Here is a 23,849-nt window from a genome sequence, read left to right on the forward strand (position 1 = left end):
TCACGTGGCCGAAGGAGTGTGCCGATGCCCGGCCAGCGATCCATCGCCGAAGCCGAGAAGCTCGCCGAGGCCAAGCTCGGCGGCATCCCGTTGCGGCGGGAGCAGATGGCCGTCGTCGCCAACATCTACCGCGCCGCCTCGGCGGTACGGCAGCACCTGGAGAACTCCGTGCTGCGCGGCTCGGACCTGACGTGGACGGCGTTCGTCGTGCTCTGGGTGGTGTGGGTGTGGGGGGAGTCGGAGACCCGGCACGTCGCCGAGGAGGCCGGGATCTCCAAGGGCACGCTCACCGGCGTGTCGCGGACGCTGGAAGGCCGGGGGCTGCTGCGGCGGGCCGGCCATCCCGCCGACGGCAGGCTGGTCCTGCTCAGCCTCACCGACGAGGGGGAGGCGCTGATGAAGCGCCTGTTCCCGGCCTTCAACGAGGAGGAGGCGTTCGTCGCGAGCCGGCTCAGCGACGACGAGTGCCGAAGCGTCGCCGACGGTCTGCGCCGCGTCGTGCGTCAGGTCGAGGAGAAGGGCGAGGAGCGCCGCACGGCCCTGCTCGACGGCGCCGCCCCGGCCCCCCGCCGCAGCGGCCGCCGCCCGAAGGCCTGACCTTGCCGAAGCCCTGACCCCGCCCGACCGCGCCGGGCGGTCCAGGAGACGTGGGCGGGGTCAGTGGCTGTCGAGGGCGGCCCGGACCAGTGCGTCGAAGAGTCCCTGTTGCGCGGGATCCTCGTGCGCGGTGTCCTCCGGGTGCCACTGGACGGCCGTGAACCAGCCTCGCGCGCCGGGGAGTTCGAGTCCCTCCACGGTGCCGTCGGCGGCTCGTGCGGTGACCGTGAGCCCGGCCGCGATGCCGCTCACCCGCTGGTGGTGATAGCAGGAGACCTCCACTTTCTGTGCGCCGGTGGCCCGCTCCAGCAGCGTGCCGCGCCGCACCTCCACCGGGTGCACGACATGCCGGTGTTCGCGCCCGGGCCCGCCCATGTCCTGCTCCAGAGTGCCGCCGAGGGCGACGTCGACGACCTGGAGGCCCCGGCAGATCGCGAGCAGGGGCAGGCCCGAGTCGAGGGTCCGCCGGGCGAGTTCGAGGTCGAAGGCGTCCTGGAGGTCGTCGACGTCGTAGACGCTGCCGTGGGTGTCCGTGACGCCGTAGCGGTGCGGGGCGAGGTCGCCGCCGCCGGGCAGCAGGACGCCGTCGAAGCGGGCGAGGCGAGAGGCGACGTCGCCCTTGGCGGGGTGGATGGTCGCCGGTTCGCCGCCCGCCCGCCACACGGCCTCGATCAGGGCCCGGGCGTTGACCTCGGCGGCGTACCGGAGCGCTGAGGTGGTGGCGGAGAAGCGGGCGGGGATCGCGATGAGCGGGCGTACGGACGTCGTCACAGCTGGATCCAGGTGGTCTTCAGTTCGGTGTACTTCTCCAGGGCGTGGGCGGACTTGTCGCGACCGTTGCCGGACTGCTTCATGCCACCGAAGGGGACGGTCAGGTCGCCCTCCTCGTAGCAGTTGACCCAGACCGTGCCCGCCCTGAGCGCGCGCGAGACCCGGTGGGCGGTGGACAGGTCGGAGGTCCACAGGCCGGCGGCGAGACCGTACTCGGTGGCGTTGGCCAGGCGGACCGCCTCGTCGACGTCGTCGAAGGCGAGCACGGACAGGACGGGTCCGAAGATCTCCTCGCGGGCCAGCCGCATCCCCGGGTCCACCCGGTCGAAGACCGTCGGCTCCAGGTAGCTGCCGCCGGTGTCGGCGAGGACCCGCTCGCCACCGGCCCGGAGCCGGGCGCCCTCGGCCAGCCCGGTGCCCACATGCTCCCGTACCCGGTCGAGATGAGCCGCGCCGGCCAGCGCGCCCATCTCGGTGGCCGGGTCGAGGGGGTCGCCGACCCGCAGTTCCCGGGCGCGGGCCACGACCGCCTCGGTGACGCGTTCGGCGATCGAGGAGTGCACCAGCAGGCGAGAGGGTGCGGTGCACATCTCGCCCTGGTTGAAGAAGATGCCCCAGGCGGCGGTGGCGGAGGCCTTCGCCAGGTCGGGGGCGTCGGGCAGGATGATGTTGGGGGACTTGCCGCCCAGTTCGAGCCAGACGCGCTTGAGGTTGGAGTCGGCGGCGTAGTGCAGGAAGTGGCGACCCACGGCGGTGGAGCCGGTGAAGGCCAGGACATCGACGTCCGGATGCAGCCCGAGGGCACGGCCCGCCACCGGCCCCCGGCCGTTGACCACGTTGAGCACGCCCGCCGGCAGCCCGGCCTCGGTCGCGATCCGGCCCAGCAGCAGGGCGGACAGCGGTGAGTTCTCCGACGGCTTGAGGACGACCGTGCAGCCTGCCGCCAGCGCCGGGGCGACCTTCCAGCCCGCCAGCGTGAGCGGGAAGTTCCAGGGCACGACCGCGCCGACGACCCCGGCCGGCTCCCGCGTGACCAGGGCGAGCGCGTCGGCAGCGGTGTGCGGGGCCTCGTCGGTGAGCTTGTCCGCCAACTGCCCGTACCAGCGGAAGGTGTTGATGAGGGCCCGCAGCTCGATCCCGTACGCGTCGGTGACGGGCTTGCCCATCTCCAGAGTGACGGTGAGCGCCAGTTCCGTACGCCGTTCCTCGAGCAGGTCGGCGATCCGGAGCAGCGTCCGGCCGCGGTCGGCGGGTGCGAGGCGCGGCCAGGGGCCGGTGTCGAAGGCCCGGCGGGCGGCGGCCACCGCGGCGTCCACCTCGGCGGCGCCCCCGTCGGCGACCCGCGCCAGTACCTGGCCGTCCCGGGGCGAGACGGCGGCGAAGGTGGCTCCGCCACCGCTCTCGTCGGCGCCGTCGAGGTGATGGGCGCCGGACACCTCAAGGGTCTTGGCGCGGCGCAGCCACTCGTCGTGGGTGAGGTCCGGCATGCCAGGTCTTCCCTTCACGGGGTATCATTTGATGTCAAACGATATGGCTTCGCGGGTCTCCCCACAAGGCTCGGCGGCCTCCCCGCATCCGGCGGGACCCTGCGCAAGGGCTTGACGTGTACTTGACGTAGTGGCTTCATGGGAGCGCTCCCACATGCCACCCCCCGCACCCCCCACCCCCTCTGCCGCCTGAGTTTCTTGGCCTCACTTCTGGAGTCGCAGTGAGAACGACAAGGAGCACGACACCGAGCACGGCAAGGAGCACGACACCGAGCACGGCAAGGAGCACGACACCGAGCACGGCAAGGAGCACGACCCGAAGCGCGTCGCGAGCGCACCCGCTGGGCACGCTGTTGACCAGACTCGCGGCCCTCCTCGGCCTGGTCCTCGTCGGTGCCCTCTGCCCGGCCGCCGCCCAGGCCCAGACCCGATCGCCCGACGCTCTCGCCACCGGCCTGCACATCAGCGACGGCCGACTCGTCGAGAGCAACGGGAACGACTTCGTCATGCGCGGCGTGAACCACGCCCACACCTGGTATCCGGGCAGGACGCAGCAGTCCCTCGCCGACATCAAGGCGATGGGCGCCAACGCGGTGCGCGTCGTCCTCGCCGACGGCCACCGCTGGAGCGCGAACAGCGCCTCGGACGTGGCGACCGTCGTCGCGCAGTGCAAGGCCAACCGGCTCATCTGCGTACTGGAGGTGCACGACACCACCGGGTACGGCGAGGACACCGCCGCCGGCACGCTCGACCAGGCGGCCGACTACTGGATCGGCCTGAAGGACGTCCTGGCCGGCCAGGAGAACTACATCATCGTCAACATCGGCAACGAGCCCTGGGGCAACACCGACCCGGCGGGCTGGACCGATCCGACCATCGCCGCGATCAAGAAGCTGCGCAACGCCGGTTTCCAGCACACGATCATGGTGGACGCGCCCAACTGGGGTCAGGACTGGCAGGGCGTCATGCGCGCCAACGCCCAGGCCGTGTACGCCGCCGACACCACCGGCAACCTGATCTTCTCGATCCACATGTACAGCGTCTTCGACACCGCCGCGGAGATCACCGACTATCTCGACGCCTTCGTCGACGCCCGACTCCCGATTCTCATCGGCGAGTTCGGCGGCCCCGCCGACCAGTGGGGCGACCCCGACGAGGACACCATGATGGCCACCGCCCAGCAGCTCGACCTGGGCTACCTCGCCTGGTCCTGGAGCGGGAACACCGACCCGATCCTCGACTTGACGATCAACTTCGATCCCGCGCAGCTCAGTTCATGGGGCCAGCGCATCTTCAACGGCGTCAACGGCATCGCCCAGACCGCCGAGGAGGCCACGATCTTCGGCGGCGGCACCCCGGGCGACACCCAGGCCCCCACCACCCCGGGTACCCCGACCGCCGCCACGGTGACGGCCACCTCCGCGACGCTCTCCTGGACGGCCGCCACGGACAACGTCGGCGTCGCCGGCTATGACGTCGTACGGATCAGCGGCACCACCGAGACCGGTGTCGCCGCCTCGACCACCAACTCCGCCACCGTGACCGGCCTCACCGCGAACACCGCGTACACCTTCGCCGTCTACGCCCGCGACGCCGCCGGGAACCGCTCGGCCCGCTCCGCCTCGGTGACCGTCACCACCGGCAGCGCGCCCGCCGTGGCCTGCTCCGTCGGCTACCGCGTCGTGGGGGAGTGGCCCGGCGGCTTCCAGGGCGACATCACCCTGCGCAACACCGGCACCACCGCCATCAGCGGCTGGAAACTGGCCTTCGCCTTCGCCGACGGCCAGACCGTCACCAACATGTGGGGCGGGACCGCCACCCAGAGCGGCGGCTCGGTGAGCGTCGCCCCCGCCTCGTACACGTCCACCGTCCCCGCCGGCGGTTCGGTCACCGTCGGCTTCATCGGCAGCAAGGGAGCGACCAACACCGCACCGACCGCGTTCACTCTCAACGGCAGCGCCTGCGCCACCACTTGACCGGCGCTCCCGCCGACCGGCGGAGGACTTCGGTGCCTCCGCCGGCCGGTGCTCCGTATCGGTGTTCCGCACCGGCGTTCCGTACCGGCGTTCCGTACCGGTGCTTTGTACTCGCGTTTCGGACCGGAACGGGTTTGCCGAAGATCGGCCGCCGCGTTGCGTTCGGCGCACTCCGACGAAGCGGTCCGGCGTATCCGGTTCGCCCAGCCGTTCCGGTTCGCCCAGCCGTTCCGGTTCGCCCAGCCGTTCCGGCCGGTCTTGCCGGTCTTGCCGTTCCGGCCGGTCCTGCCGTTCCGGCTCTCCGGGCGGGGACGGGCCCACCCCGTAGGGTGTGCCCATGTCCACGACGCCCCGCTGGCTCAACGCCGACGAACGACGAGCCTGGCTGGCCTACATCGACTTCTCCACCCTGCTCGCCGACCACCTCAACCGGCAGCTGCGACGCGACGCGGGTATGACACACGCCGACTACAGCGTGCTCGCCTACCTCTCCGCGGCCCCGGACGGCACCCTCGGCATGTCCGAGCTCGCGCAGCGTCTGAAGATCACCCGCAGCCGGCTCACCCACGCGGTGAACCGGCTGCGCGAGGTCGGTCTCGTGGACCGCCGGGAGGACCCCGCCGACGGCCGGGGCCAGCTCGCCTTCCTCACCGAACAGGGCAGGTCGCTGCTGGAGGAGGTCGCCCCGGGGCATGTGGAGGCCGTCCGCCGGGCGGTGTTCGACGCCCTCACCCCCGAACAGGTGCGCCAGTTCGCGGACATCGGCGAGGCTATCAGCGCGGCTCTGGTACGGGCCGAGAACACCGAGGCCGACCCCGCGGGTCTGCCCTGGCGTCGCCGGTAGCGGGTCGGGCGACCCGGTCGCTCCCGCCGGTCCGGGCGGCTCGACCGGTCCCGACCGGCTCACGCAATCGCTGATCGTCGCAAGGAATCGCCGACGGATCGAGAAGAACCGGCCGACGGTCCGTACCTGGGGGTACCGGGGGGCCGCCCGCCCCTCCGACCACGCCACCGATCCTAGGGACGTACCTCGTGAACGCAACCGCCGCCATCGGCGTCACCGGCCTCGGCGTGATGGGCCGCAACCTCGCGCGCAACTTCGCCCGCAACGGCTACACCGTCGCCGTCCACAACCGTTCCGCCGGTCGCACCCGCGCGCTCGTCGAGGAGTTCGGCCACGAGGGCGCCTTCGTCCCCGCCGAGTCGGCCGCGGACTTCGTGGCCGCGCTCGAACGGCCCCGCCGGCTGATGATCATGGTGCAGGCTGGCGCGGTCACCGACGCGGTCATCGACGAGTTCGCCCCGCTCCTGGAGCCCGGCGACATGATCATCGACGGTGGCAACGCCCACTACGCCGACACCCGCCGCCGCGAGGAGGCCCTGCGCGAGCGCGGTCTCCACTTCGTCGGCGCCGGCGTCTCCGGCGGCGAGGAGGGCGCGCTGAACGGGCCGGCCGTCATGGTCGGCGGCTCGACCGAGTCGTACGACGTCCTCGGCCCGATGTTCGAGTCCATCAGCGCGAAGGTCGGCGGCGAGCCCTGCGCCACGCACATCGGCACCGACGGCGCCGGGCATTTCGTCAAGATGGTGCACAACGGCATCGAGTACGCCGACATGCAGCTCATCGCCGAGGCGTACGACCTGCTGCGCCAGGTCGCCGGCTACACCCCGGCGGAGATCGCCGACATCTTCCGCACCTGGAACGAGGGCCGGCTCGGCTCCTACCTGATCGAGATCACCGCCGACGTCCTCGGCCACACCGACGCCACCACCGGCCTGGCCTTCGTCGACATCGTCGCCGACGCCGCCGGTCAGAAGGGCACCGGCCGCTGGACCGTGCAGACCGCCCTGGACCTGGGCTCCCCGGTCACCGCCATCGCCCAGGCCACCTTCGCGCGCGCCGCCTCCGGGCAGAGCGCACTGCGCGCCGCCTACGCGGGCCTCCCCGGGGGCACCACACCCCCGCTCAGCCGCACCGAGGCCACCCGCTTCACCTCACAGGTCGAGCACGCCCTGTACGCCTCGAAGGTCATCGCCTACGACCAGGGCTGGAAGATGATCCAGGACGCGGCCGGCGAGTTCGGCTGGAAGATCGACCTGGGTGCGGTCGCCCGGATCTGGCGCGGTGGCTGCATCATCCGCGCCTCGTTCCTCGACCGCATCCGCGCCGCGTACGCCGCCGACCCGGACCTGGTCAGCCTGCTCGGCGAGATGGAGTTCGCCATGGAGATCACGGACGCGCAGGTGCCCTGGCGGGAGACGGTGGCCTCCGCCGCCCGTCGTGGCATTCCCGTGCCCGCCTTCTCGGCCGCGCTCGCCCACTACGACACCCTGCGCGCGGAGCGCCTGCCCGCAGCCCTTCTCCAGGGCCAGCGCGACTACTTCGGTGCCCACACCTACCAGCGCACCGACCGTCCCGGCGCTTTCCACACGCACTGGGCCGAGGCCGACCGCCCGGAGACGTCGGCCTGACACACGGGAGTGGGGCGCCCTCGGCCCAGGGCGCCCCACTCCTTCTCCGCGCGGTCGGTCTCAGACGCCCGTCGCCGGGTACGTCGGGTACTCCACCCCGGAGACGTGCTGGACGACGCGGACGACCTGGCAGGAGTAGCCGAACTCGTTGTCGTACCAGAGGTAGAGGATCGCGTTGTCGCCGTCGACCTTGGTGGCGCCGGCGTCGATGATCGAGGAGTGGCGCGAGCCGATGAAGTCCATCGAGACCGCGTCCGGCGCCGTGGTGAAGTCGATCTGGCGCTTGAGCGGCGAGGTCAGTGACACCTCACGGAGGTGATCGAGGACCTCCTCGCGGGTCGTCTCCCGGCCGAGCCGCAGGCTGAGGATCGCGATCGAGACGTCCGGCACCGGCACACGGATCGAGCTGCCGGTGATCGGCGCCTTGAGGTCGGGCAGCGCCTTGGCGACCGCGGAGGCGGCGCCGGTCTCGGTGATGACCATGTTCAGCGGCGCCGAACGGCCGCGACGGTCGGCCTTGTGGTAGTTGTCCAGCAGGTTCTGGTCGTTGGTGAACGAGTGGACGGTCTCCACGTGGCCGCGCAGCACGCCGTACTCGTCGGCCATCGCCTTCAGCGGCGGGACGATCGCGTTGGTGGTGCAGGAGGCGCAGGACAGGATCTGCTCGTCCGGCTTGATGGTGTCGTGGTTGACGCCATGCACGATGTTCGGCACATCGCCCTTGCCCGGCGCGGTCAGCACGACCTTGTCGATGCCCGGTCGCAGGTGCTTGGCGAGGCCTTCGCGGTCGCGCCACTTGCCGGTGTTGTCGATGAGGATGGCGTTGCGGACGCCGTACGCCGTGTAGTCGACCTGGCTCGGGTCGTCGGCGTAGATCACCGTGATCTCGTTGCCGTTGGCGATGATCCTGCTGTTGGCCTCGTCGACCGTGATCGTGCCCTGGAACTGGCCGTGCACCGAGTCGCGGCGCAGCAGGGACGCGCGCTTGACGAGATCCTGCTCGCCGCCGCCGCGCACCACGATGGCGCGCAGTCGCAGGCCGTTGCCGGAGCCGGACTTCTCGATGAGCAGACGGGCGACGAGCCGGCCGATGCGGCCGAAGCCGTACAGGACGACATCGCGCGGCTCGCGCCGGTCGATCTTGTTCGCGCCGGTGGCGCCGGCCACGGCCTCCGCGGTGAACTCCGCCACCGACAGTCCGCGGCCGTCGGCCCGGTAGGTCGCGGCGAGCATGCCGAGGTCGATCTGCGACGGGCCGAGATCGAGCGCGGTGAGGGCCTCGAGGAACGGCAGCGTCTCGGTGACCGAGAGCTCCTCGCCCGCGATCTGGCGGGCGAACCGGTGGGTCTTGAGGATGCTGACCACCGACTTGTTCACCAGGGAGCGGCTGTGCAGCAGGACGGTCACGTCCCGCTCGCGGTGCAGCTTCCCGATCATCGGGATCATCGACTCCGCGATCTCCTCGCGGTTCTTCCAGTTGGTGAACGAATCGTCGTTGAGCGTCACGGGCCTATCTTTCGAGCTAGGTGGCGCTCATATGCTAACCCTCCGGTCATTCGATCATTCAAGCGGGCCCGCGCTCAGCTGTGCACCCCGTGCCGGGAGGCCGCGCGGGGAGCGTTTCAGCTGTCGGCCCGCTCCTGGTCGGCGAGCCGCCGCCGGGCGTCCGTCCAGTCGACGGGCAGGTCGGCCGCCGGTACCTCCCAGAACGTGAAGACCGAGCCCTTCGTCGTGGGCCGCAGCCCTTGCATGATCGACCTGTGCGGTTCGGTCCGCGCGTACGTGTACAGCGCGGCCTTGTCCTCCCAGGCCGACAGGGTCCAGAAAGTGCGCTTCAGGGGCTGGGCGATCAGCGAGGCCCCGTAGGCGCCGGGCGCGCCGGAGACCTGCTTCCAGGCTTTGAGGGACTGGGCGAAGAAGCGGGGCACGTCCTTGAGGGAGCGCACCTCGAACCGGGACGCCATGACGAACGCCTCGGTGTCCGGAGCGGGGGTGTTGACGGTGGTCCAGCGCAGGGTGGGCATGGCTGTTGCCTTCTCTCCGGTGATGCGAAGGAATATTGGATACCTTCACTATCTATGTTAGACAGTAGAGGTATCCAGTTTTCAAGGGCAGTGCCGGACCGAAACCGAACCGCAGGAACCGGAGCCGAACCGCATGCGCATCTCCGAGCTGAGCCGCCACAGCGGCGTCTCCGTGACGACGATCAAGTACTACCTCCGCGAGGGCCTGCTCCGGCCCGGCCGGCAGACGGCGGCGACCCAGGCCGAGTACGACGACCAGCACCTGCGCCGGCTCCGCCTGATCCGCGCCCTGACCGGCGTGCGGGGGCTGTCGGTCAGCACCACCCGCGAGGTGCTGGACGCCCTCGCGGAGCACACCGGCGACACCCACCGCCTGCTCGGCCTCGCCCTGGGTTCGCTCCGGGTGGACGACGAGCCCGCCGAGGAAACACCCGAGGTTGCCGAAGTGGCCGCGCTGGTCGAGGAGTTGGGCTGGGACGTGCACGAGTCGGCGCCCGCCCGGGCCACCCTCGCCGAGACCCTGTCCTCGCTGCGCTCCCTCGGCGTCCCGCTGGACCGGCGTACCCTGCTGCCGTACGCGCGACTCGCCGAGCGCACCGCCACCCTCGATCTCGACCAACTCGACGGCCTCACCGACCCGTTGGAGGCCGCCGAACGCGCGCTGCTGCTGACCGTCCTGCTGGAGCCCGCGCTGATGGCCCTCAGGCGCATGGCGCAGGAGAACGAGTCGGCCCGCCGGCACCCCTCCCAGGACCTGCCGTAGCCGGGGACCCGCCGACGTCGTGAAGGGGCTGCCGCACGGTCCGCGTCGCCGAGTGGTGAGGGTTTTCGCGCGGCCGGCGTGCGGCGCCCGAGTGTCGCCGGGCCGGCCGGGGGAACCCGTTTCGGACCGGCCGAGGAAAGCCGTTCCCGGCGGGCCTCAGGTCGCCACTCCCATGGATCACACGGATCGCACGGATCGTCCGGATCTGTGCCGGGCATGTGGTGGTCGGCCCCCCGGCGGCCGACGGGGGATTGAGCGTCTGCCGGTCGGGTACGCGTGGCCGGACCGCCGCTACCAGGGGAGACCGTCATGGAGACACCCGCGCACGACCGCATCAACAACCCCGCCGCGCTGGCGCTGGACGCGCTGGCCCGGGACACCGAGGACACCGCCGCACTGGACACGCTCGCGCACTGCGACGTCCTGGTGCCCGTGCCCGACGACGCCATCGACGAGGACGTCACCAACCCGGCCACGGTCGCGCTGCCCGTCCTCGAACAGCCAGGTGGCGCGCCCGTCGTGCCGGTGTTCACCTCCGAACCGGAGATGGCGGACCTGCTGCCCGAGGTCGCCCGCTACCGACTCGTGCCGCTCGGCGCGCTCGCCGCACAGTGGCCGACCGGTGAGCTGTCCCTGTCGATCGACGCGGCCGGCGACCATCCGCTGACGCTCACCTCGGAGGGGGTCCGCACGCTGCTGGCCCGCTGAACCACGGACGCTTCCCCGCACCGGGCTCCCCCGCGGACCGGGGGAGCCGGGAAGGCCTAGGACTCGGCCAGCATCCGCCCCAGCACCGCCCGCTGGAGCGGCAGTACCTCGGTGTGCAGGTCGCGGCCCTTACGGGTGAGGGCGACCCACACCCCGCGCCGGTCCTCCATGCAGACGGAACGCTCCACCAGGCCCTCCTTCTCCAGGCGGCCGATGAGCCGGGACAGCGCGCTCTGGCTGAGGTGCACCCGTCCGACCAGGTTCTGCACCCGGCACTGGTCGCCCTCCCGGGGTGCCTCGGAGGCGAGGATGTCGAGGACTTCGAAGTCGCTCGCCCCGAGACCGTGCGGGTGCAGCGCGCGATCGATCTCGCACATCGTGCGCGCGTGCACCGACAGGATGTCCCGCCACCGCTCTTCGAGGCCCGCCCCGGCCGTCTTCGCTGCCATATGTGCACGGTAACACCGAAACGGCGATTCATTGAGTGTGCAACTAGTGCGGGTGCAAGCGGTTCCTCCGGCGCCTCGGGCGCCTCAGGCGGCCGGGTCCTGGAGCAGCCCCACCAGGTTGCCGTCCGCGTCCTTCACGAAGGCGATCAGCCTGCCGCCGCCGACGTCCTGCGCGTCCTGGAGCAGCTCCGCCCCCGCCGCGACCAGCGCCGCGAGCCGCTCGCGCAGGTCGGTGACGTGCCAGTACGGAACCGGCCCGGTCATGCCCTTGGCGTGCCCGTTCGGGTCCAGCCCGACGTCCTGCCCCGCGGCCTTGAAACCGACGTAGTAGGGCTCGTCGGCGTACGGCTCGACCTCCAGCAGCGCGCTGAACAGGGCCTTCGCCCGGGCGAGGTCCTTGACGGGGTAGATGATGGTCTGCATGCCGGCGCTCATGGCGTTCTCCTCGGTGACGTGCGGTGGGCGGGAACGGGTCCGTGTTCCCGCACTGCTCACGCTAGGCCGGGGAGCGGCTGACGGCTTCTTCGATCCTGACCGGTTCGGCGCGCACCGCCCGGTCCGCTACGTCGACTCCCGCTTCACCAGCTCCGTCGGCAGGATCACCGCCGCCGGGTCCTCGCCCCCGATCTGGGCGAGCAGCACCCGGACCATCTCGTTGCTGATCCGGTCCCAGGGCTGACGGATGGTGGTGAGGGAGGGGCTGGCCGCGGTCGCCGCCGGGGAGTCGTCGAAGCCGCCGACCGCGACGTCCTCGGGCACCCGCCGTCCCGCCCGGTGCAGCGCCGTCAGCACGCCCTGTGCCATCAGGTCGGACGCGACGAAGACCGCGTCGAGGTCCGCTGCCTGCGCCAGCAGCCGCTCGGCGCCCGCCTCACCGCTGGCCCGGCTGTAGTCACCGGAGACGACGATCCGCTCGTCGTAGTCGACACCCGCCTCGGCGAGCACCTCCCGGTAGCCCGCGAGCCGCTCCACACCACCGGGGGTGTCCAGTGGGCCGGTGACCACGCCGACCCGCCGACGGCCCTGCGCCAGCAGATGGCGCACCATGTCCCGGGCGCCGTCCCGGTCGTCGGCGGCCACGTAGCTCACCTTGGACCCGATCCCGATCGGCTTGCCGCACGCGACCAGCGGGACGCCCGCCTCGCGCAGCTCCGTGGCGATCGGGTCCCCGGAGTGGCTGGAGACCAGCAGCACCCCGTCGACATGCCCGGCGGTGATGTACCGCGTGATGCGCCGCCGCTCGTCCTCGGTCCCGGCCAGCATCAGCAGGAGGGGGATGTCGTGCGCGGCCAGCGCCTGCGTGCAGCCGCGCAGCAGGACATTGAAGTTGGGGTCCTCGAAGAACCGTTCCTGGGGCTCGGTCAGCAGGAAGCCCACCGAGTCGGAACGGCCGGTGATCAGGGAACGGGCGTGCCGGTTCACGACGTAACCCGTTCTGCGGATCGCGGCGTTGACCGCCTCGGCCGCGGAAGGGCTGACGTAGTGTCCACCGTTGAGCACCCGCGAGACCGTGCCCCGCGAGACTCCGGCCTCCCGCGCCACGTCGTGGATGGTCGGCGGTCTGCGCCGGCCCCCCGCACCATTGTTCATGGTCATGACTTTACGGCTCCGGACAGCAGGTCCAGGCTCCAGAACCGCTGAATGACCAGGAACAGCGCCACCAGCGGGATCACCGCGAGGAACGCGCCGGTGATCACCAGCGTGTAGAGCGCCGGGGTGTTGGCGCCCTGTTCGAGGAGCGTGAACAGACCGAGGGTGAGCGGGAACTTCTCGTCGTCGCTGAGCATGATGTAGGGCAGCAGGAAGTTGTTCCAGATCGCCACGAACTGGAACAGGAACACCGTCACCATGCCGGGCACCATCATCGGCAGCGCGACCCTGGTGAAGATCCGCCACTCGCTCGCCCCGTCCATCCGGCCGGCCTCCACCACGTCGCTCGGCACGGCCGCGGCCGCGTAGATGCGCGCGAGGTAGACGCCGTACGGGGAGAGGACCTGCGGCAGCAGCACGGACCAGTAGGAGTCCGTCAGGTCCGCCTTCGCCATCAGCAGGTACTGGGGGATGGCGAGGATGATCGGCGGCATCAGCACGCCCGCGAGCAGGACGTTGAACAGCGTCTCGCGGCCCCGGAAGCGGTACGTCGCCAGCGCGTAGCCGCTGAACGCCGACACGCACATGGACAGCAGCGCGCCGAGCACGGCGTACAGGGCGGAGTTGGCCATCCACTGCCAGTAGATGCCGTCGCGGTAGGCGTTGAGGTCGTGCAGGTTGTCGGTGAACCCGCTGCCCGGCAGGAAGGTGAACGTGGAGAACAGCTCGCTGCCGGACTTGGTGGACGCGATCACCACCCAGGCCACCGGCAGCAGGCAGTAGATCGCCCCCAGCAGCAGTGTGATCGTCGGCACCAGTGCGATCCGGCCGCGCAGCGGCGGACGGCTTTGGGCGGTGCCCGTGGCGCTGGCGGCCGAGGAGGCCTTCTGGACGGCAAGAGAACTCATCGTGCTGCCTCCTGCTTGTTGCGGCGGTTCGCGGCCCGCAGGAAGCCGAAGGACAGCACCAGCGTGGCGAATGCGATGATCACGGCCTCGGCGGCCGCCTGGTAGATGTCTCCGGTGCCGAACGCGTCCCGGTACACCTTCATCAAGGGACTCCAGGTCGTGGACACGGAGTTGGTGAGCGGCTTGAGGGTGGTCGGCTCGTTGAACACCTGGAGGGTGGCGATGATCGAGAAGAAGAAGGTCAGCACCAGCGAGGGCGCCACCATCGGGATCTTGATCCTGAGCGCGATCTGCGTCGGGGTGGCGCCGTCCAGCTTCGCCGCCTCGTACACCTCGGCCGGGATGGCCTGCAACGAGGTGTAGATGACGATCATGTTGAAGCCGGTGCCGCCCCAGACCGCGATGTTCGACAGGGCGAGGTACAGCGGACCGCCGTCCAGCAGGTCCGGCTGCGGCATGCCCAGCTTCTCCAGCACGAAGTAGAACGGGCTGACGTCGGGCAGGTACAGGAAGCCCCACAGCAGTGCCGCCACCACGCCGGGGATGGCGTACGGCAGGAAGATCGCGAGCCGGGTGAACGGCGCGAGGCGCACCTTGTCGGAGTCGAGCATCAGCGCGAACAGCAGTGCCAGGCCCAGCATCACCGGGACGACGATGCAGCCGTAACCGAGGACGCGCAGCGCGCCGTCGAGCAGCTCGCTGTCGGTGAAGGCGTCGGTGTAGTTCTCGAGGCCGGCCCAGACCTCCTTGCGCGCACCCGAGCCCAGGCCGAGGCCGGAGACGTGCACCTTGCGGAAGCTGAGCCACACCGCGTACCCGATGGGCAGCGCGAAGAACAGGGCGAAGAGGATCGTCGCCGGGACAAGGAAGGCGTACGGGGCCCCCTTGACCCCGTACGACCTCCGGCGTGCGATGGTCACTCGGAGACCTCGAAGCCCTGCTTCTTGAGGTCGGCGACCGTGTCCGCCTGCATCTTGGCCAGGGCGGCGGAGAAGTCCGACTTGTCCTTCGCGGCGGCGCCGAACGCGTCCTTGAAGGTGGTGTAGGCGACGTTCACGTTCGGGCCCCAGGCCGACGGCGCCGTGGTCTTCGCGATCTTGGCGGCCGTGGTGTAGAAGTCCGCCTGGTTCGAGAAGTAGTCCGGCGGGGTGGTGAAGGCGCCGCTGAGCTGGGCGGAGGTGGAGGCCGGGTAGATGCCGCTCTCCTTGGCCAGCGCGTTGAGGGCGTCGCCGTCGGTGTTCAGCCAGGCGGCGAACTTCGCGGCGGCCTCCTTGTGCTTCGAGTCCGTCGTCACGGCGGTGGAGGATCCGCCCCAGCTGCCGGTGACGTTCTCGCTGTTCGACCACTGGGGGAGCGGGGCCATGGCCCACTTGCCCTTGGTATCGGGCGCGGCGGTGGTCAGGGTGCCCGGGGCCCACACGGCGGAGACCCAGGCGATCTGCTTGCCGGTGTTGAGCGCCTTGTTCCAGGCCGGCGTGTACATCGGCTGGTTGTCGATGGCGCCCTCCTTGACGAGGCCGCCCCAGAAGTCGGCGACCTTCTTGGTGGCCGCGTCGTCGATGCCGACGTTCCACTTGTCGCCGGAGGTGGTCCACCACTTGGCGCCGGCCTGCTGGGCGAGGCCCGCGAAGAGGCCGGAGTCGTTCGCGGAGAAGGTGGTGAGGTCCGTGTCCGGAGCCTTCTCCTTCAGCGTCCGGGCGGTGGCCGCGAACTGCTCCCAGGTCGTCGGGACCGTCAGGCCGTACTTCTTGAACAGGTCCGCGCGGTAGTAGAACATCATCGGGCCGATGTCCTGCGGCACCGCGTAGACGGCGTCCGTGCCCAGCGTCGTCTGCTGCCAGACACCGTCGGCGAACTTGGCTTTCGCGTCGCCGACGTTCTTCGCTATGTCCGCCAGCGCGTCATTGCTGACCAGCGTCGGCAGCGCCTGGTACTCGGCCTGGACCAGGTCGGGGGCCTTGCCGGCCTTGTGCGCGGTGAGGATCTTGGTGACCAGCGTGTCGCCGGACGCCTGCTTCTTCACCGTGACGGTGATCTGGTCCTTCTTGCCCTGGCCCTTGTTCCACAGGTCCACGACCTTGTCCATGCCGGGCGTCCACGTCCAGTACGTGAGCGAGACCGGACCGGACTCGGCGCTGTCCTCGTCGGACGAGCCGCAGGCGGTGAGTGCGGTGGCGCCGAGGGCGACGGCGATGGTGGCAGCCGCACCTCTGGCAAAGAGCCGCCGACGCTTCGTGTTGGGCATGGATCTCTCCCCTGACCTGGGTTCTCGCCCGGTGCGAAAACCTGCCATGCGATCGCAGGAGCGGGCTCCCCGCCCGTCGCGAGAAGCTGCTCTGCTGTCTGTGAGCGTTCACAGTAGAGAAACATCCCGGACACTTGTCAATGGTTGTTGCTGTGCGGTTATGTTGGGATCCGAACGCCGCCGCAGTGTGTGCACGTTCCCAAATGATCGATTAAACGGGAGAGATCCATGCCGGAGACCAGCCCCAAGGGCCTCACCAGGCTCGCCTTCGGTGGGGACTACAACCCCGAGCAGTGGCCGGAAAGCGTCTGGCAGGACGACGTCCGGCTGATGCGCGAGGCCGGCGTCACCATGGTGAGCGTCGGGATCTTCTCCTGGGCCCTGCTGGAGCCGTCACCCGGGGAGTACGACTTCGGCTGGCTGGACCGCGTCATCGGCCTGCTGCACGACAACGGCATCCGCGTCGACCTGGGCACCCCCACCGTGGCGCCGCCGGTCTGGTTCTACCGCGACCATCCCGACGCCCTGCCCGTGACCCCCGAGGGCGTGCGCTACGAGTTCGGCTCCCGCGCCGCGATATGTCACAGCAACGCGGACTACCGCGCCGCCGCGGCGAACATCACCACCCGCCTCGCCGAGCGCTACGGAGACCACCCGGCGCTGGCGATGTGGCACGTGCACAACGAGTACGGCGTGCCCGTCTCCGCCTGCTACTGCGACTCCTGCGCCGCCCACTTCCGCCGCTGGCTGGAGACGACGTACGGCACGGTCGAGGCGGTCAACAAGGCCTGGGGCACCGCCTTCTGGGGCCAGCGCTACGCGAGCTTCGAGGACGTCAACCCGCCGCGTGCCACCCCGACCGTCGGAAACCCGGGGCAGGCCCTGGACTACAAGCGGTTCGCCGACGCCACCATGCGCGAGAACTTCCGTGCGGAGCGGGACATCCTGCACCGCCTGGCGCCCGGCGTCCCGGTGACGACCAACTTCATGACCGCCCTCAGCCAGTGCGACTCGGTCGACTACTGGGCCTGGGGCCGTGAGGTCGACATCGTCACCAACGACCACTACCTGATCACCGACGGCCGCCGCACCCACGTCAACCTCGCGATGGCCGCCGACCTCACCCGCTCCGTCGCCGCCGGCGCCCCCTGGATCCTCCTGGAGCACTCCACCTCGGGCGTCAACTGGCAGCCGCGCAACCCCGCCAAGGCCCCCGGCCAGATGGCCCGCAACTCCCTCGGCCACGTGGCCCGCGGCTCCGAGGGCGCGATGTTCTTCCAGTGGCGGCAGTCCCGGCGCGGCGCCGAGAAGTTCCACTCGGCGATGGTCCCGCACGGCGGCACCGACACCCGCGTCTGGCGCGAGGTCGTCGAGCTCGGTGCCTCCCTCGACTCGCTCGGCGCGATCCGCGGCACCCGCACCGAGGCCGACGTGGCGGTCCTGTGGGACTGGCACTCCTGGTGGGCGCAGAACCTCGACTGGCGGCCCAGCGAGGACGCCGACCCGCGCGAACGCGCCGACGCCTTCTACGAGGCCCTCTACGACCGCCACCTCACCGTCGACTTCGCCCACCCCGAGGCCGACCTCTCCCGGTACCCGCTGGTCGTGGTGCCCGCCCTGTACCTGATGACGGAGGCGGCCGGGAACAACCTCAAGGAGTACGTCGCGAACGGCGGCACCCTGGTCGTGTCGTACTTCTCCGGCATCGTCGACGAGCACGACGCCGTCCACGAGGGCGCCTACCCCGGCGCGCTCCGCGACGTACTGGGCCTGACGGTCGAGGAGTTCTCGCCGCTGCTCCAGGGCGGGAGCGTGCGCCTGACCGGCCCCGACGGCAGCGAGCTCGCCGGCGACGTGTGGACGGAGTTCGTGGTGCCGCGCGGCGCCGAGACCGTCTGGACCTACGCCGATGGCCTCACCGCCGGCCACCCCGCCGTCACCCGGCACCGGCTCGGCGAGGGCACCGCCTGGTACGTCTCCACCCGCCTCGGCCACGAGGGCCTGGACACGCTGCTCGGCCGGGCCGCCGAGGACGCGGCGATCGCCCCGCGCGCCGACCTGCCGCACGACGTGGAGGTCGTGCGCCGCTCCGGCGAGACGGGCAGCTACCTCTTCGCGATCAACCACACCACGACCGACGCCAAGGTGCCGCTGGAGACCTCCGGCACCGAACTGCTGACGGGCGAACGAGCCGCCGGCCGCCTCGCGGTCCCGGCGGGAGCCGTACGGGTCGTGCGACTCGACGGCTGAGCCGACTCCCCCTTCGCCCGTGGAGCCGCGAGCCGCGGGCGGAGGGGGCCCCTCGTCGCACGAGGGAATCCCCATCCATCACGTCGAAGGGACGACGGACGACGATGTTCCATCCCAGACGCACACTCAGAACCCTGCTGCTGCCGCTCGCCGCGGGGCTCGCCCTCACCGTCCTGCCCGCGCAGACCGCGCAGGCGGCCACCACCCTCACCAACGCCGGCTTCGAGACCGACGGCGCCGGCACCGCGACCCCGTCCGGCTGGTCGACGTACTCGGCGGCCGGGCAGAACTCCGCCTCCTTCACCGAGTCCGGTGGTCACGCGGGCAGTTACCGCCTCTCGCACTACTCGGCCTCCGCCTACAAGGTCGAGACGTACCAGTACCTGTCCGGGCTCACCAACGGGAACTACAAGCTCACCGCCTGGGTGCGCTCCGGCGGCGGCCAGAACTCCGCGTACCTCGCGCTGAAGAACTGCGGCAGCGCCGAGCAGCGCACCGCCATCCCGGTCTCCGCCAGCGGCTGGATCCGGATCGTCACCTCCATCGCGGTGACGAACAACCAGTGCACCATCAGCATCAACTCGGACGCCAACGCCGGGAACTGGATCAACGTCGACGACCTGACCTTCGCGTCGGGCTCCACCGGCCTGTCCATCAAGGGCTCGGACGTGTCGTCGCTCATCAAGAGCGAGGCCCTGGGCGGCGTCTACAAGAACAGCTCCGGCACCACCCAGGACGCGCTCGCCGTCCTGAAGAACGCCGGACAGAACTACGCGCGCCTGAAGGTCTGGGTGAACCCCGCCGACGGCTACAACAACAAGGCGCGGGTCCTGGCGGCGGCCAAGCGCATCAAGGCGCAGGGCACCAAGCTCCTGGTGGACTTCCACTACTCGGACACCTGGGCCGACCCGGGGGCGCAGACCGTGCCCGCCGCGTGGGCCGGGCACTCCTACAGCCAGCTGAAGACGGACGTCTACAACCACACCTACGACGTCCTCAACGCCCTCAAGGCCCAGGGCACCACCGCGGACATGGTGCAGGTCGGCAACGAGATCAACGGCGGCATGCTGTGGTCCACGGGCTCCACCGACAACTGGTCGCAGCTCGCCGGACTGCTCAACTCCGGCTACGACGCGGTCAAGGCGGTCAACTCCGGGACGACCGTGGCGCTGCACCTCGCCAAGGGCGGTGACCTGGCCGGCACCCGCTGGTGGTTCGACAACGCCGTCTCGAACGGTGTGAAGTTCGACGTCATCGGCTTGTCGTACTACGGGTACTGGCACGGCACGCTCGCCGACTTCCAGAGCACCCTCGACGACGCGGCCTCCCGCTACGCCAAGCCCGTCTACGTCGCCGAGACGGCGTACCCCTTCCGGCTGGACAGCGAGGACTCGACCGAGAACATCATCGACCTCGCCGGCGAGCTGGTGTCCGGCTATCCGGCGACCGTCGCCGGGCAGACCCGGTGGATGAACGACGTGGCGAGCATCGTGGAGGCCGTCCCGAACGGCCGCGGACTCGGCGTCTTCTACTGGGAGTCCACCTGGACCGCCGTCACCGGCAACGGCTGGGACCCGACCGACGCCGCTTCCGGCAACGGCTGGGAGAACCAGGCCCTGTTCGGCTACGACGACAAGGCCCTGTCCTCCATGTCGTGGTTCAGCCACCGCTGATCCGCCCTTCCCTCCCGGAGCGGGGGCCCGGCCGCACCGCGCGGCCGGGCCCCCGTCCGTCTTCCGACCGTTCATCCGAACACCCTTGTGGGGCAAAGGTGTTCGATCCCGGCCAAGGCTCGCGGAGTGCGGGACACGACGGCCCCGGCTGCGGAACAGTGGGACGACGCGGTACCGGGGGAGCCCCGACCACAGGGACGGAGGGGACGACGATGCTGAGGACTCCCGTGAGTGAGAGGCGACTGGAAATCCTGGAGTGGCTGAAGGAGCCGGCCCGGCACTTCCCGCCGCAACGCCACGGCGACCTGGTCGAGGACGGCGTCACGGCGGACCTCGTCGCGGCGAAGCTGGGCGTGCGCCGGCAGGTGGCCGGCACCCACCTCAGCCTGCTCGCCGGCATCGGCCTGCTGCGCGCCAAGCGGATCAGGCGGCGCACCTACTACCGGCGCGACGAGATGCGCATCGCCGAAGTGGCGCGGATGTTCGAGAAGGGGTGGTGAAGGACTTCGGGAAGGGGCGGTAGAGGACGGAGGGTCCACCCTCCGGAAAGGCCCGGCAAAAGACGACGGCCACGACCTGTCGACGCCATGCCCGCCTGCGAGGATGGCCGCCTCCTCAAGGAAGGGCGGCCCATATGGACCGTCGGACGCCTCTCGTCCCCCTCAGGTACATCACTCTCCCCGGACACGGCCCCGAAGACGTCGTCGCCGACCCCAGAGGGCGGGTACTGACCGGGGTGGCGGACGGGCGGATCCTGCGTATCGACGGTCTGGACGACCCGCCCGCGGCCCGTGTCGAGCACATCGCCGAGATCGGCGGCCGGCCGCTCGGCCTCGAACTCCTTCCGGACGGCGACCTGTTGGTCTGCTGCGCCGAGGGCGCGCTGCTGCGCGTCGACCCCGACGGCGGCACCGGAAACGTCCGTGTCCTGACCGAGTCGGCGGCGGGGGAGCGGCTGCGCTTCTGCAGCAACGTCGTCGCGCTGCCCGACGGCACCGTGTACTTCACCGTGTCCAGCCAGGTCCACCCCCTGCGCGACTGGATGGGCGACCTCGTCGAACACACCGGCACCGGACGCCTGTTGCGCCTGGAACCCGGCGCCCGGGAGGCCGAAGTCGTCCTGGAGGGGCTCCAGTTCGCCAACGGCCTGGCGCGCGGCGCCGACGACTCCTTCCTGATCGTCGCCGAGACCGGCGCGCGCCGCCTCACCCGCTACCAGCTCACCGGCCCCCGGGCCGGCCGGGCCGAGCCGCTCGTCGAGCGGCTGCCGGGGTTCCCGGACAACCTGTGGCGCGGCGCGCCCGACGGCCCGGTCTGGGTGGCGCTGGCCGGCCCGCGCGTCCCCCCGCTCGACCTCCTGCACCTCGCCGGCCCCGCCGTACGCCGCCGAGCCGCCCGCCTCGCCGTGAACGCGCCGTACCGTCCGTCGGGCACGACGGGGGTGCTCGCGGTCGACGACGACGGCCGGATCGTCCACCACCTCACCCACCGCCGCTCCGGGTTCCGCATGGTCACCAGCGTCTGCGAGACCGGCGGCCGACTGGTCCTGGGCAGCCTCTGGGAGCGCGGCATCGCGGTCTGCGAGGCGCCCGTGACCAAGTGAGACGGCGTTACGCTGGTGCCCGGTCGTGATCACTCCGATGAGGCGGGACGGTCCCGGCCCGGGCAGGAGACGTACGACATGACAGCTCCGGAGGCCGAGGGCCTCCGCACCGGCGCGGCGCGCAGGGCCACCGGGACGGGTCAGCTCCCGGTGGTCGCCGTCGTGGCCGTCGGTGGCGGGATCGGTGCCGCCGCCCGCTACGCGGCCTCCCTGTGGTGGCCCACGCAGACCGGCGGGTTCCCGTGGACCACCTTCTGGGTGAACGTCGTCGGCTGCGCGGTGATCGGTGTCTTCCTGGTGGTGATCACCGAGGCGGTCACCGCCCACCGGCTCGTGCGGCCGTTCTTCGGCACCGGTGTGCTGGGCGGATTCACCACCTTCTCGACATACGCCGTCGACATCCGCAAGCTGTTCGACGAGGACCGCCCCGGCACGGCCCTGGCCTACCTCGCCGCGACCCTGTTCGCGGCGCTCCTCGCGGTCCGGCTGGCGGCCACGGCCACCCGCCGCGTTCTCCTGTGGAGGCAGCGATCGTGGAGGCGGCGATGACGAGACCGACCGGCGCGGCCCTGCGGCTGACCGTCTTCATCGGCGAGAGCGACACCTGGCACCGCAAGCCCCTCTACACGGAGATCGTGCACCGCGCCCGTGCGGCCGGTCTCGCGGGAGCCAGTGTCTTCCGCGGCATCGAGGGCTTCGGCGCCTCCTCGCTGATCCACACCTCCCGGCTGCTGTCGCTCAGCGAGGACCTGCCGGTCGCGGTGGTCGTCGTGGACACCGAGGAGCGGGTGCGGGCCTTCCTGCCCGAGCTCGACGAGCTGGTCACGGAGGGCATGGTGACCCTCGATCGCTGCGAGGTCATCCGGTACGTCGGCCGGGGCGGGGACCGGGACGAGAACCAGGGCGATCCGGACATGAAGGGTAAGAAGTCGTTGTGAACTGGCTGGTGGTCGTCGTCGGCGGCATGATCGGCGCCCCGCTCCGCTACCTGACCGACCGCGCGGTACAGGCGCGGCGCGACTCGCTCTTCCCCTGGGGCACCTTCGTCGTCAACATCGGCGGCTGCCTGATCCTCGGCGCGCTGACCGGCGCCACCACCGTCGGTCCCGACCTGCGGTTGTTCCTGGGGACGGGTTTCTGCGGAGCGCTGACGACGTACTCGACGTTCTCGTACGAGACACTGCGGCTGACCGAGACCGGCGCGGGCCTCTACGCCACCGTCAATGCCGTCGCGAGCGTGGCGGTGGGGCTCGGGGCCGCGTTCGCCGGGGTCGCGATAGGCCGGTGGGCGTGGTCGTAGGCGGTCCGGCCGGCTCCACGCCTGGTAGGACTGTGTACGACACCGGAGCGTCTACAACGCTGTCGACCGATTCGTCTCCTCAGAACTGGATTCCATGAGCGCCATCTCCGTCGGCCAAGCCGTCGTCCTCGGAGCCGTCGAGGGAGTGACCGAGTTCCTCCCCGTCTCCTCCACCGGCCATCTGAAGATCACCGAGGGCCTGATGGGCATCAAGGTCGACGACGACGCCGTCGTCGGGTTCTCGGCCGTCATCCAGGTCGGGGCGATCGCCGCCGTGCTCGTGTACTTCCGCAAGGACATCGTGCGGATCGTCACGGCCTGGTTCCGCGGGCTGCGCAGCCGTGAGGAGCGTCACCACCACGACTACAAGTTCGCCTGGTGGGTGATCTGTGCGACGATCCCGATCGTCGTCGTGGGCCTCGCCGCCAAGCCGCTCATCGAGGGCCCGCTGGCCTCGCTGTGGGTGGTCGCGGGTTCGCTGATCGTCGGCAGCGGCGTGATGTGGGCGGCCGACCAGATGGGCCGCCACAAGCGCGGCGAGGACGACACCTCGTTCAAGGACGCGATGCTGGTCGGCAGCTCCCAGATCCTCGCGCTGCTCTTCCCCGGCTTCTCCCGCTCCGGCGCCACCATGTCCACCGCGCTCATGCTCGACCTGGACCGGGTGGCCGCCACCCGGTTGTCGTTCTTCCTCGGCATCCCCGCCCTGACCGGCGCCGGCATCTACGAGCTGAAGGACGCCCTGGGCACGGGCGCCGGCGCGGCGCCGCTGGCCGTCGGCACGGTGGTGTCCTTCGTGGTCGCCTACGCCTCCATCGCCTGGCTGCTGAAGTTCGTCGCCAAGCACTCCTTCAACGCGTTCGTCATCTACCGGCTCGTCGTCGGCGTGGCCCTGTTCGGGCTGCTGGCCGCCGGGGTCCTCGACAGCTGACCGGGCCCGGCAGCCGGCCGGCCGCCGGCCGGGGAATCCCCTCGTCATCCCCCTCAGGGGGCGGGAAGGTGCCTTTCAGGCTCCCCGCCCTCTGAATTTTTT

General features: G+C 70.7%; 24 protein-coding genes. 14 read left to right on the plus strand and 10 right to left on the minus strand.

Annotated features, from left to right (window positions below; all coding sequences use genetic code 11):
• Nucleotides 1–24 precede the first annotated feature (24 nt).
• Nucleotides 25–597, plus strand: coding sequence for a MarR family winged helix-turn-helix transcriptional regulator (locus OG933_RS38715; protein ID WP_020126034.1), 573 nt, complete (start codon nucleotides 25–27; stop codon nucleotides 595–597).
• Between the two features lie 60 nt (nucleotides 598–657).
• On the opposite strand, the gene OG933_RS38720 is transcribed toward OG933_RS38715, so the two are convergent.
• Nucleotides 658–1,368, minus strand: a complete 711-nt coding sequence (locus OG933_RS38720; protein WP_405631693.1) for a gamma-glutamyl-gamma-aminobutyrate hydrolase family protein — start codon at nucleotides 1,366–1,368, stop codon at nucleotides 658–660.
• Nucleotides 1,365–2,855 carry an aldehyde dehydrogenase gene (locus OG933_RS38725; protein ID WP_405631695.1) on the minus strand — a complete coding sequence of 497 codons (1,491 nt, stop codon included), beginning with the start codon at nucleotides 2,853–2,855 and terminating at the stop codon, nucleotides 1,365–1,367. The genes OG933_RS38720 and OG933_RS38725 overlap by 4 nt, the downstream gene beginning before the upstream one ends.
• Before the next feature lie 353 nt (nucleotides 2,856–3,208).
• Here OG933_RS38725 and OG933_RS38730 point away from each other — a divergent pair, with 353 nt between their 5' ends.
• The 3 genes from OG933_RS38730 to gndA all read left to right on the plus strand — a co-directional run bounded on the left by OG933_RS38730 (nucleotide 3,209) and on the right by gndA (nucleotide 7,303).
• Nucleotides 3,209–4,831: a cellulase family glycosylhydrolase gene (locus tag OG933_RS38730; protein ID WP_405631696.1), complete on the plus strand. Its 1,623-nt coding sequence runs from the start codon at nucleotides 3,209–3,211 to the stop codon at nucleotides 4,829–4,831.
• A gap of 337 nt (nucleotides 4,832–5,168) precedes the next feature.
• Entirely contained in the window at nucleotides 5,169–5,675 is a 507-nt protein-coding gene (locus OG933_RS38735) for a MarR family winged helix-turn-helix transcriptional regulator (protein WP_267023896.1), read from the plus strand.
• Nucleotides 5,676–5,863: 188 nt separating this feature from the next.
• A complete protein-coding gene (gene gndA / locus OG933_RS38740; protein ID WP_054240726.1) occupies nucleotides 5,864–7,303 on the plus strand; it encodes an NADP-dependent phosphogluconate dehydrogenase in 1,440 nt (479 codons plus the stop codon).
• Between the two features lie 60 nt (nucleotides 7,304–7,363).
• Here gndA and OG933_RS38745 read toward each other — a convergent pair whose 3' ends face one another.
• Nucleotides 7,364–8,809: a glyceraldehyde-3-phosphate dehydrogenase gene (locus OG933_RS38745; RefSeq protein WP_362521495.1), complete on the minus strand. Its 1,446-nt coding sequence runs from the start codon at nucleotides 8,807–8,809 to the stop codon at nucleotides 7,364–7,366.
• Nucleotides 8,810–8,925: 116 nt separating this feature from the next.
• Complete coding sequence (locus OG933_RS38750; RefSeq protein ID WP_362521498.1) at nucleotides 8,926–9,327, minus strand: DUF3291 domain-containing protein; 402 nt, start codon at nucleotides 9,325–9,327, stop codon at nucleotides 8,926–8,928.
• A gap of 133 nt (nucleotides 9,328–9,460) precedes the next feature.
• On the opposite strand from OG933_RS38750, the gene OG933_RS38755 reads away from it, so the two are divergent.
• Both OG933_RS38755 and OG933_RS38760 read left to right on the plus strand, forming a co-directional pair.
• Nucleotides 9,461–10,090, plus strand: coding sequence for a MerR family transcriptional regulator (locus OG933_RS38755; RefSeq protein ID WP_405631697.1), 630 nt, complete (start codon nucleotides 9,461–9,463; stop codon nucleotides 10,088–10,090).
• A gap of 309 nt (nucleotides 10,091–10,399) precedes the next feature.
• Nucleotides 10,400–10,798, plus strand: a complete 399-nt coding sequence (locus tag OG933_RS38760; RefSeq protein ID WP_020126043.1) for an SseB family protein — start codon at nucleotides 10,400–10,402, stop codon at nucleotides 10,796–10,798.
• 56 nt (nucleotides 10,799–10,854) lie between these two features.
• Here the strand turns inward: OG933_RS38760 and OG933_RS38765 are convergent, their stop codons facing one another.
• The 6 genes from OG933_RS38765 to OG933_RS38790 form a co-directional block, all read right to left on the minus strand.
• Entirely contained in the window at nucleotides 10,855–11,247 is a 393-nt protein-coding gene (locus tag OG933_RS38765; protein WP_362521506.1) for a MarR family transcriptional regulator, read from the minus strand.
• Between the two features lie 84 nt (nucleotides 11,248–11,331).
• Nucleotides 11,332–11,682 (minus strand): VOC family protein, encoded by a 351-nt coding sequence (locus OG933_RS38770; RefSeq protein WP_362268423.1) that lies wholly within the window; start codon nucleotides 11,680–11,682, stop codon nucleotides 11,332–11,334.
• 126 nt (nucleotides 11,683–11,808) lie between these two features.
• The gene (locus OG933_RS38775) at nucleotides 11,809–12,843 is read right to left on the minus strand and encodes a LacI family DNA-binding transcriptional regulator (protein ID WP_405631699.1); all 1,035 of its coding nucleotides are present in this window, start codon (nucleotides 12,841–12,843) and stop codon (nucleotides 11,809–11,811) included.
• Nucleotides 12,840–13,745 carry a carbohydrate ABC transporter permease gene (locus tag OG933_RS38780; RefSeq protein WP_405631700.1) on the minus strand — a complete coding sequence of 302 codons (906 nt, stop codon included), beginning with the start codon at nucleotides 13,743–13,745 and terminating at the stop codon, nucleotides 12,840–12,842. The genes OG933_RS38775 and OG933_RS38780 overlap by 4 nt, the downstream gene beginning before the upstream one ends.
• Nucleotides 13,742–14,665, minus strand: a complete 924-nt coding sequence (locus tag OG933_RS38785; protein WP_362521515.1) for a sugar ABC transporter permease — start codon at nucleotides 14,663–14,665, stop codon at nucleotides 13,742–13,744. The genes OG933_RS38780 and OG933_RS38785 overlap by 4 nt, the downstream gene beginning before the upstream one ends.
• Entirely contained in the window at nucleotides 14,662–15,990 is a 1,329-nt protein-coding gene (locus OG933_RS38790; protein WP_362521518.1) for an extracellular solute-binding protein, read from the minus strand. The genes OG933_RS38785 and OG933_RS38790 overlap by 4 nt, the downstream gene beginning before the upstream one ends.
• A 228-nt stretch (nucleotides 15,991–16,218) precedes the next feature.
• Here OG933_RS38790 and OG933_RS38795 point away from each other — a divergent pair, with 228 nt between their 5' ends.
• The 8 genes from OG933_RS38795 to OG933_RS38830 all read left to right on the plus strand — a co-directional run bounded on the left by OG933_RS38795 (nucleotide 16,219) and on the right by OG933_RS38830 (nucleotide 23,747).
• Entirely contained in the window at nucleotides 16,219–18,240 is a 2,022-nt protein-coding gene (locus tag OG933_RS38795; protein WP_405631701.1) for a beta-galactosidase, read from the plus strand.
• A 104-nt stretch (nucleotides 18,241–18,344) separates the two neighbouring features.
• Nucleotides 18,345–19,913, plus strand: a complete 1,569-nt coding sequence (locus OG933_RS38800; protein WP_405631702.1) for an arabinogalactan endo-beta-1,4-galactanase — start codon at nucleotides 18,345–18,347, stop codon at nucleotides 19,911–19,913.
• 212 nt (nucleotides 19,914–20,125) lie between these two features.
• Nucleotides 20,126–20,413, plus strand: a complete 288-nt coding sequence (locus OG933_RS38805) for a hypothetical protein (protein WP_028806200.1) — start codon at nucleotides 20,126–20,128, stop codon at nucleotides 20,411–20,413.
• 134 nt (nucleotides 20,414–20,547) lie between these two features.
• The gene (locus OG933_RS38810; RefSeq protein ID WP_405631704.1) at nucleotides 20,548–21,516 is read left to right on the plus strand and encodes an SMP-30/gluconolactonase/LRE family protein; all 969 of its coding nucleotides are present in this window, start codon (nucleotides 20,548–20,550) and stop codon (nucleotides 21,514–21,516) included.
• Nucleotides 21,517–21,594: 78 nt separating this feature from the next.
• On the plus strand, nucleotides 21,595–22,065 hold the full coding sequence (gene crcB, locus OG933_RS38815) for a fluoride efflux transporter CrcB (RefSeq protein WP_362521530.1): 471 nt from the start codon (nucleotides 21,595–21,597) through the stop codon (nucleotides 22,063–22,065).
• Nucleotides 22,062–22,454, plus strand: coding sequence for a DUF190 domain-containing protein (locus OG933_RS38820; protein ID WP_362521533.1), 393 nt, complete (start codon nucleotides 22,062–22,064; stop codon nucleotides 22,452–22,454). The genes crcB (OG933_RS38815) and OG933_RS38820 overlap by 4 nt, the downstream gene beginning before the upstream one ends.
• Nucleotides 22,451–22,816, plus strand: a complete 366-nt coding sequence (crcB, locus tag OG933_RS38825) for a fluoride efflux transporter CrcB (RefSeq protein ID WP_362268433.1) — start codon at nucleotides 22,451–22,453, stop codon at nucleotides 22,814–22,816. Before OG933_RS38820 ends, crcB (OG933_RS38825) begins: the two co-directional genes overlap by 4 nt.
• A gap of 94 nt (nucleotides 22,817–22,910) precedes the next feature.
• Nucleotides 22,911–23,747, plus strand: coding sequence for an undecaprenyl-diphosphate phosphatase (locus OG933_RS38830; protein ID WP_362521536.1), 837 nt, complete (start codon nucleotides 22,911–22,913; stop codon nucleotides 23,745–23,747).
• The last annotated feature ends 102 nt before the right edge of the window (nucleotides 23,748–23,849 follow it).

The organism is Streptomyces sp. NBC_00016, from assembly GCF_045040885.1.
Taxonomy (GTDB): domain Bacteria; phylum Actinomycetota; class Actinomycetes; order Streptomycetales; family Streptomycetaceae; genus Streptomyces; species Streptomyces coriariae.

Excerpts from the sequence above, each read along its gene's own strand:
- OG933_RS38715 (WP_020126034.1), top strand. The coding sequence starts at position 25 with ATGCCCGGCCAGCGATCCATCGCCGAAGCCGAGAAGCTCGCCGAGGCC.
- OG933_RS38755 (WP_405631697.1), top strand. The coding sequence starts at position 9,461 with ATGCGCATCTCCGAGCTGAGCCGCCACAGCGGCGTCTCCGTGACGACG.
- OG933_RS38790 (WP_362521518.1), bottom strand. The coding sequence starts at position 15,990 with ATGCCCAACACGAAGCGTCGGCGGCTCTTTGCCAGAGGTGCGGCTGCC.
- OG933_RS38820 (WP_362521533.1), top strand. The coding sequence starts at position 22,062 with ATGACGAGACCGACCGGCGCGGCCCTGCGGCTGACCGTCTTCATCGGC.
- OG933_RS38760 (WP_020126043.1), top strand. The coding sequence starts at position 10,400 with ATGGAGACACCCGCGCACGACCGCATCAACAACCCCGCCGCGCTGGCG.
- OG933_RS38810 (WP_405631704.1), top strand. The coding sequence starts at position 20,548 with ATGGACCGTCGGACGCCTCTCGTCCCCCTCAGGTACATCACTCTCCCC.
- OG933_RS38775 (WP_405631699.1), bottom strand. The coding sequence starts at position 12,843 with ATGACCATGAACAATGGTGCGGGGGGCCGGCGCAGACCGCCGACCATC.
- OG933_RS38765 (WP_362521506.1), bottom strand. The coding sequence starts at position 11,247 with ATGGCAGCGAAGACGGCCGGGGCGGGCCTCGAAGAGCGGTGGCGGGAC.
- OG933_RS38725 (WP_405631695.1), bottom strand. The coding sequence starts at position 2,855 with ATGCCGGACCTCACCCACGACGAGTGGCTGCGCCGCGCCAAGACCCTT.
- OG933_RS38770 (WP_362268423.1), bottom strand. The coding sequence starts at position 11,682 with ATGAGCGCCGGCATGCAGACCATCATCTACCCCGTCAAGGACCTCGCC.
- crcB (WP_362521530.1), top strand. The coding sequence starts at position 21,595 with ATGACAGCTCCGGAGGCCGAGGGCCTCCGCACCGGCGCGGCGCGCAGG.
- OG933_RS38750 (WP_362521498.1), bottom strand. The coding sequence starts at position 9,327 with ATGCCCACCCTGCGCTGGACCACCGTCAACACCCCCGCTCCGGACACC.
- OG933_RS38735 (WP_267023896.1), top strand. The coding sequence starts at position 5,169 with ATGTCCACGACGCCCCGCTGGCTCAACGCCGACGAACGACGAGCCTGG.
- OG933_RS38800 (WP_405631702.1), top strand. The coding sequence starts at position 18,345 with ATGTTCCATCCCAGACGCACACTCAGAACCCTGCTGCTGCCGCTCGCC.
- OG933_RS38830 (WP_362521536.1), top strand. The coding sequence starts at position 22,911 with ATGAGCGCCATCTCCGTCGGCCAAGCCGTCGTCCTCGGAGCCGTCGAG.
- OG933_RS38795 (WP_405631701.1), top strand. The coding sequence starts at position 16,219 with ATGCCGGAGACCAGCCCCAAGGGCCTCACCAGGCTCGCCTTCGGTGGG.
- OG933_RS38780 (WP_405631700.1), bottom strand. The coding sequence starts at position 13,745 with ATGAGTTCTCTTGCCGTCCAGAAGGCCTCCTCGGCCGCCAGCGCCACG.
- OG933_RS38805 (WP_028806200.1), top strand. The coding sequence starts at position 20,126 with ATGCTGAGGACTCCCGTGAGTGAGAGGCGACTGGAAATCCTGGAGTGG.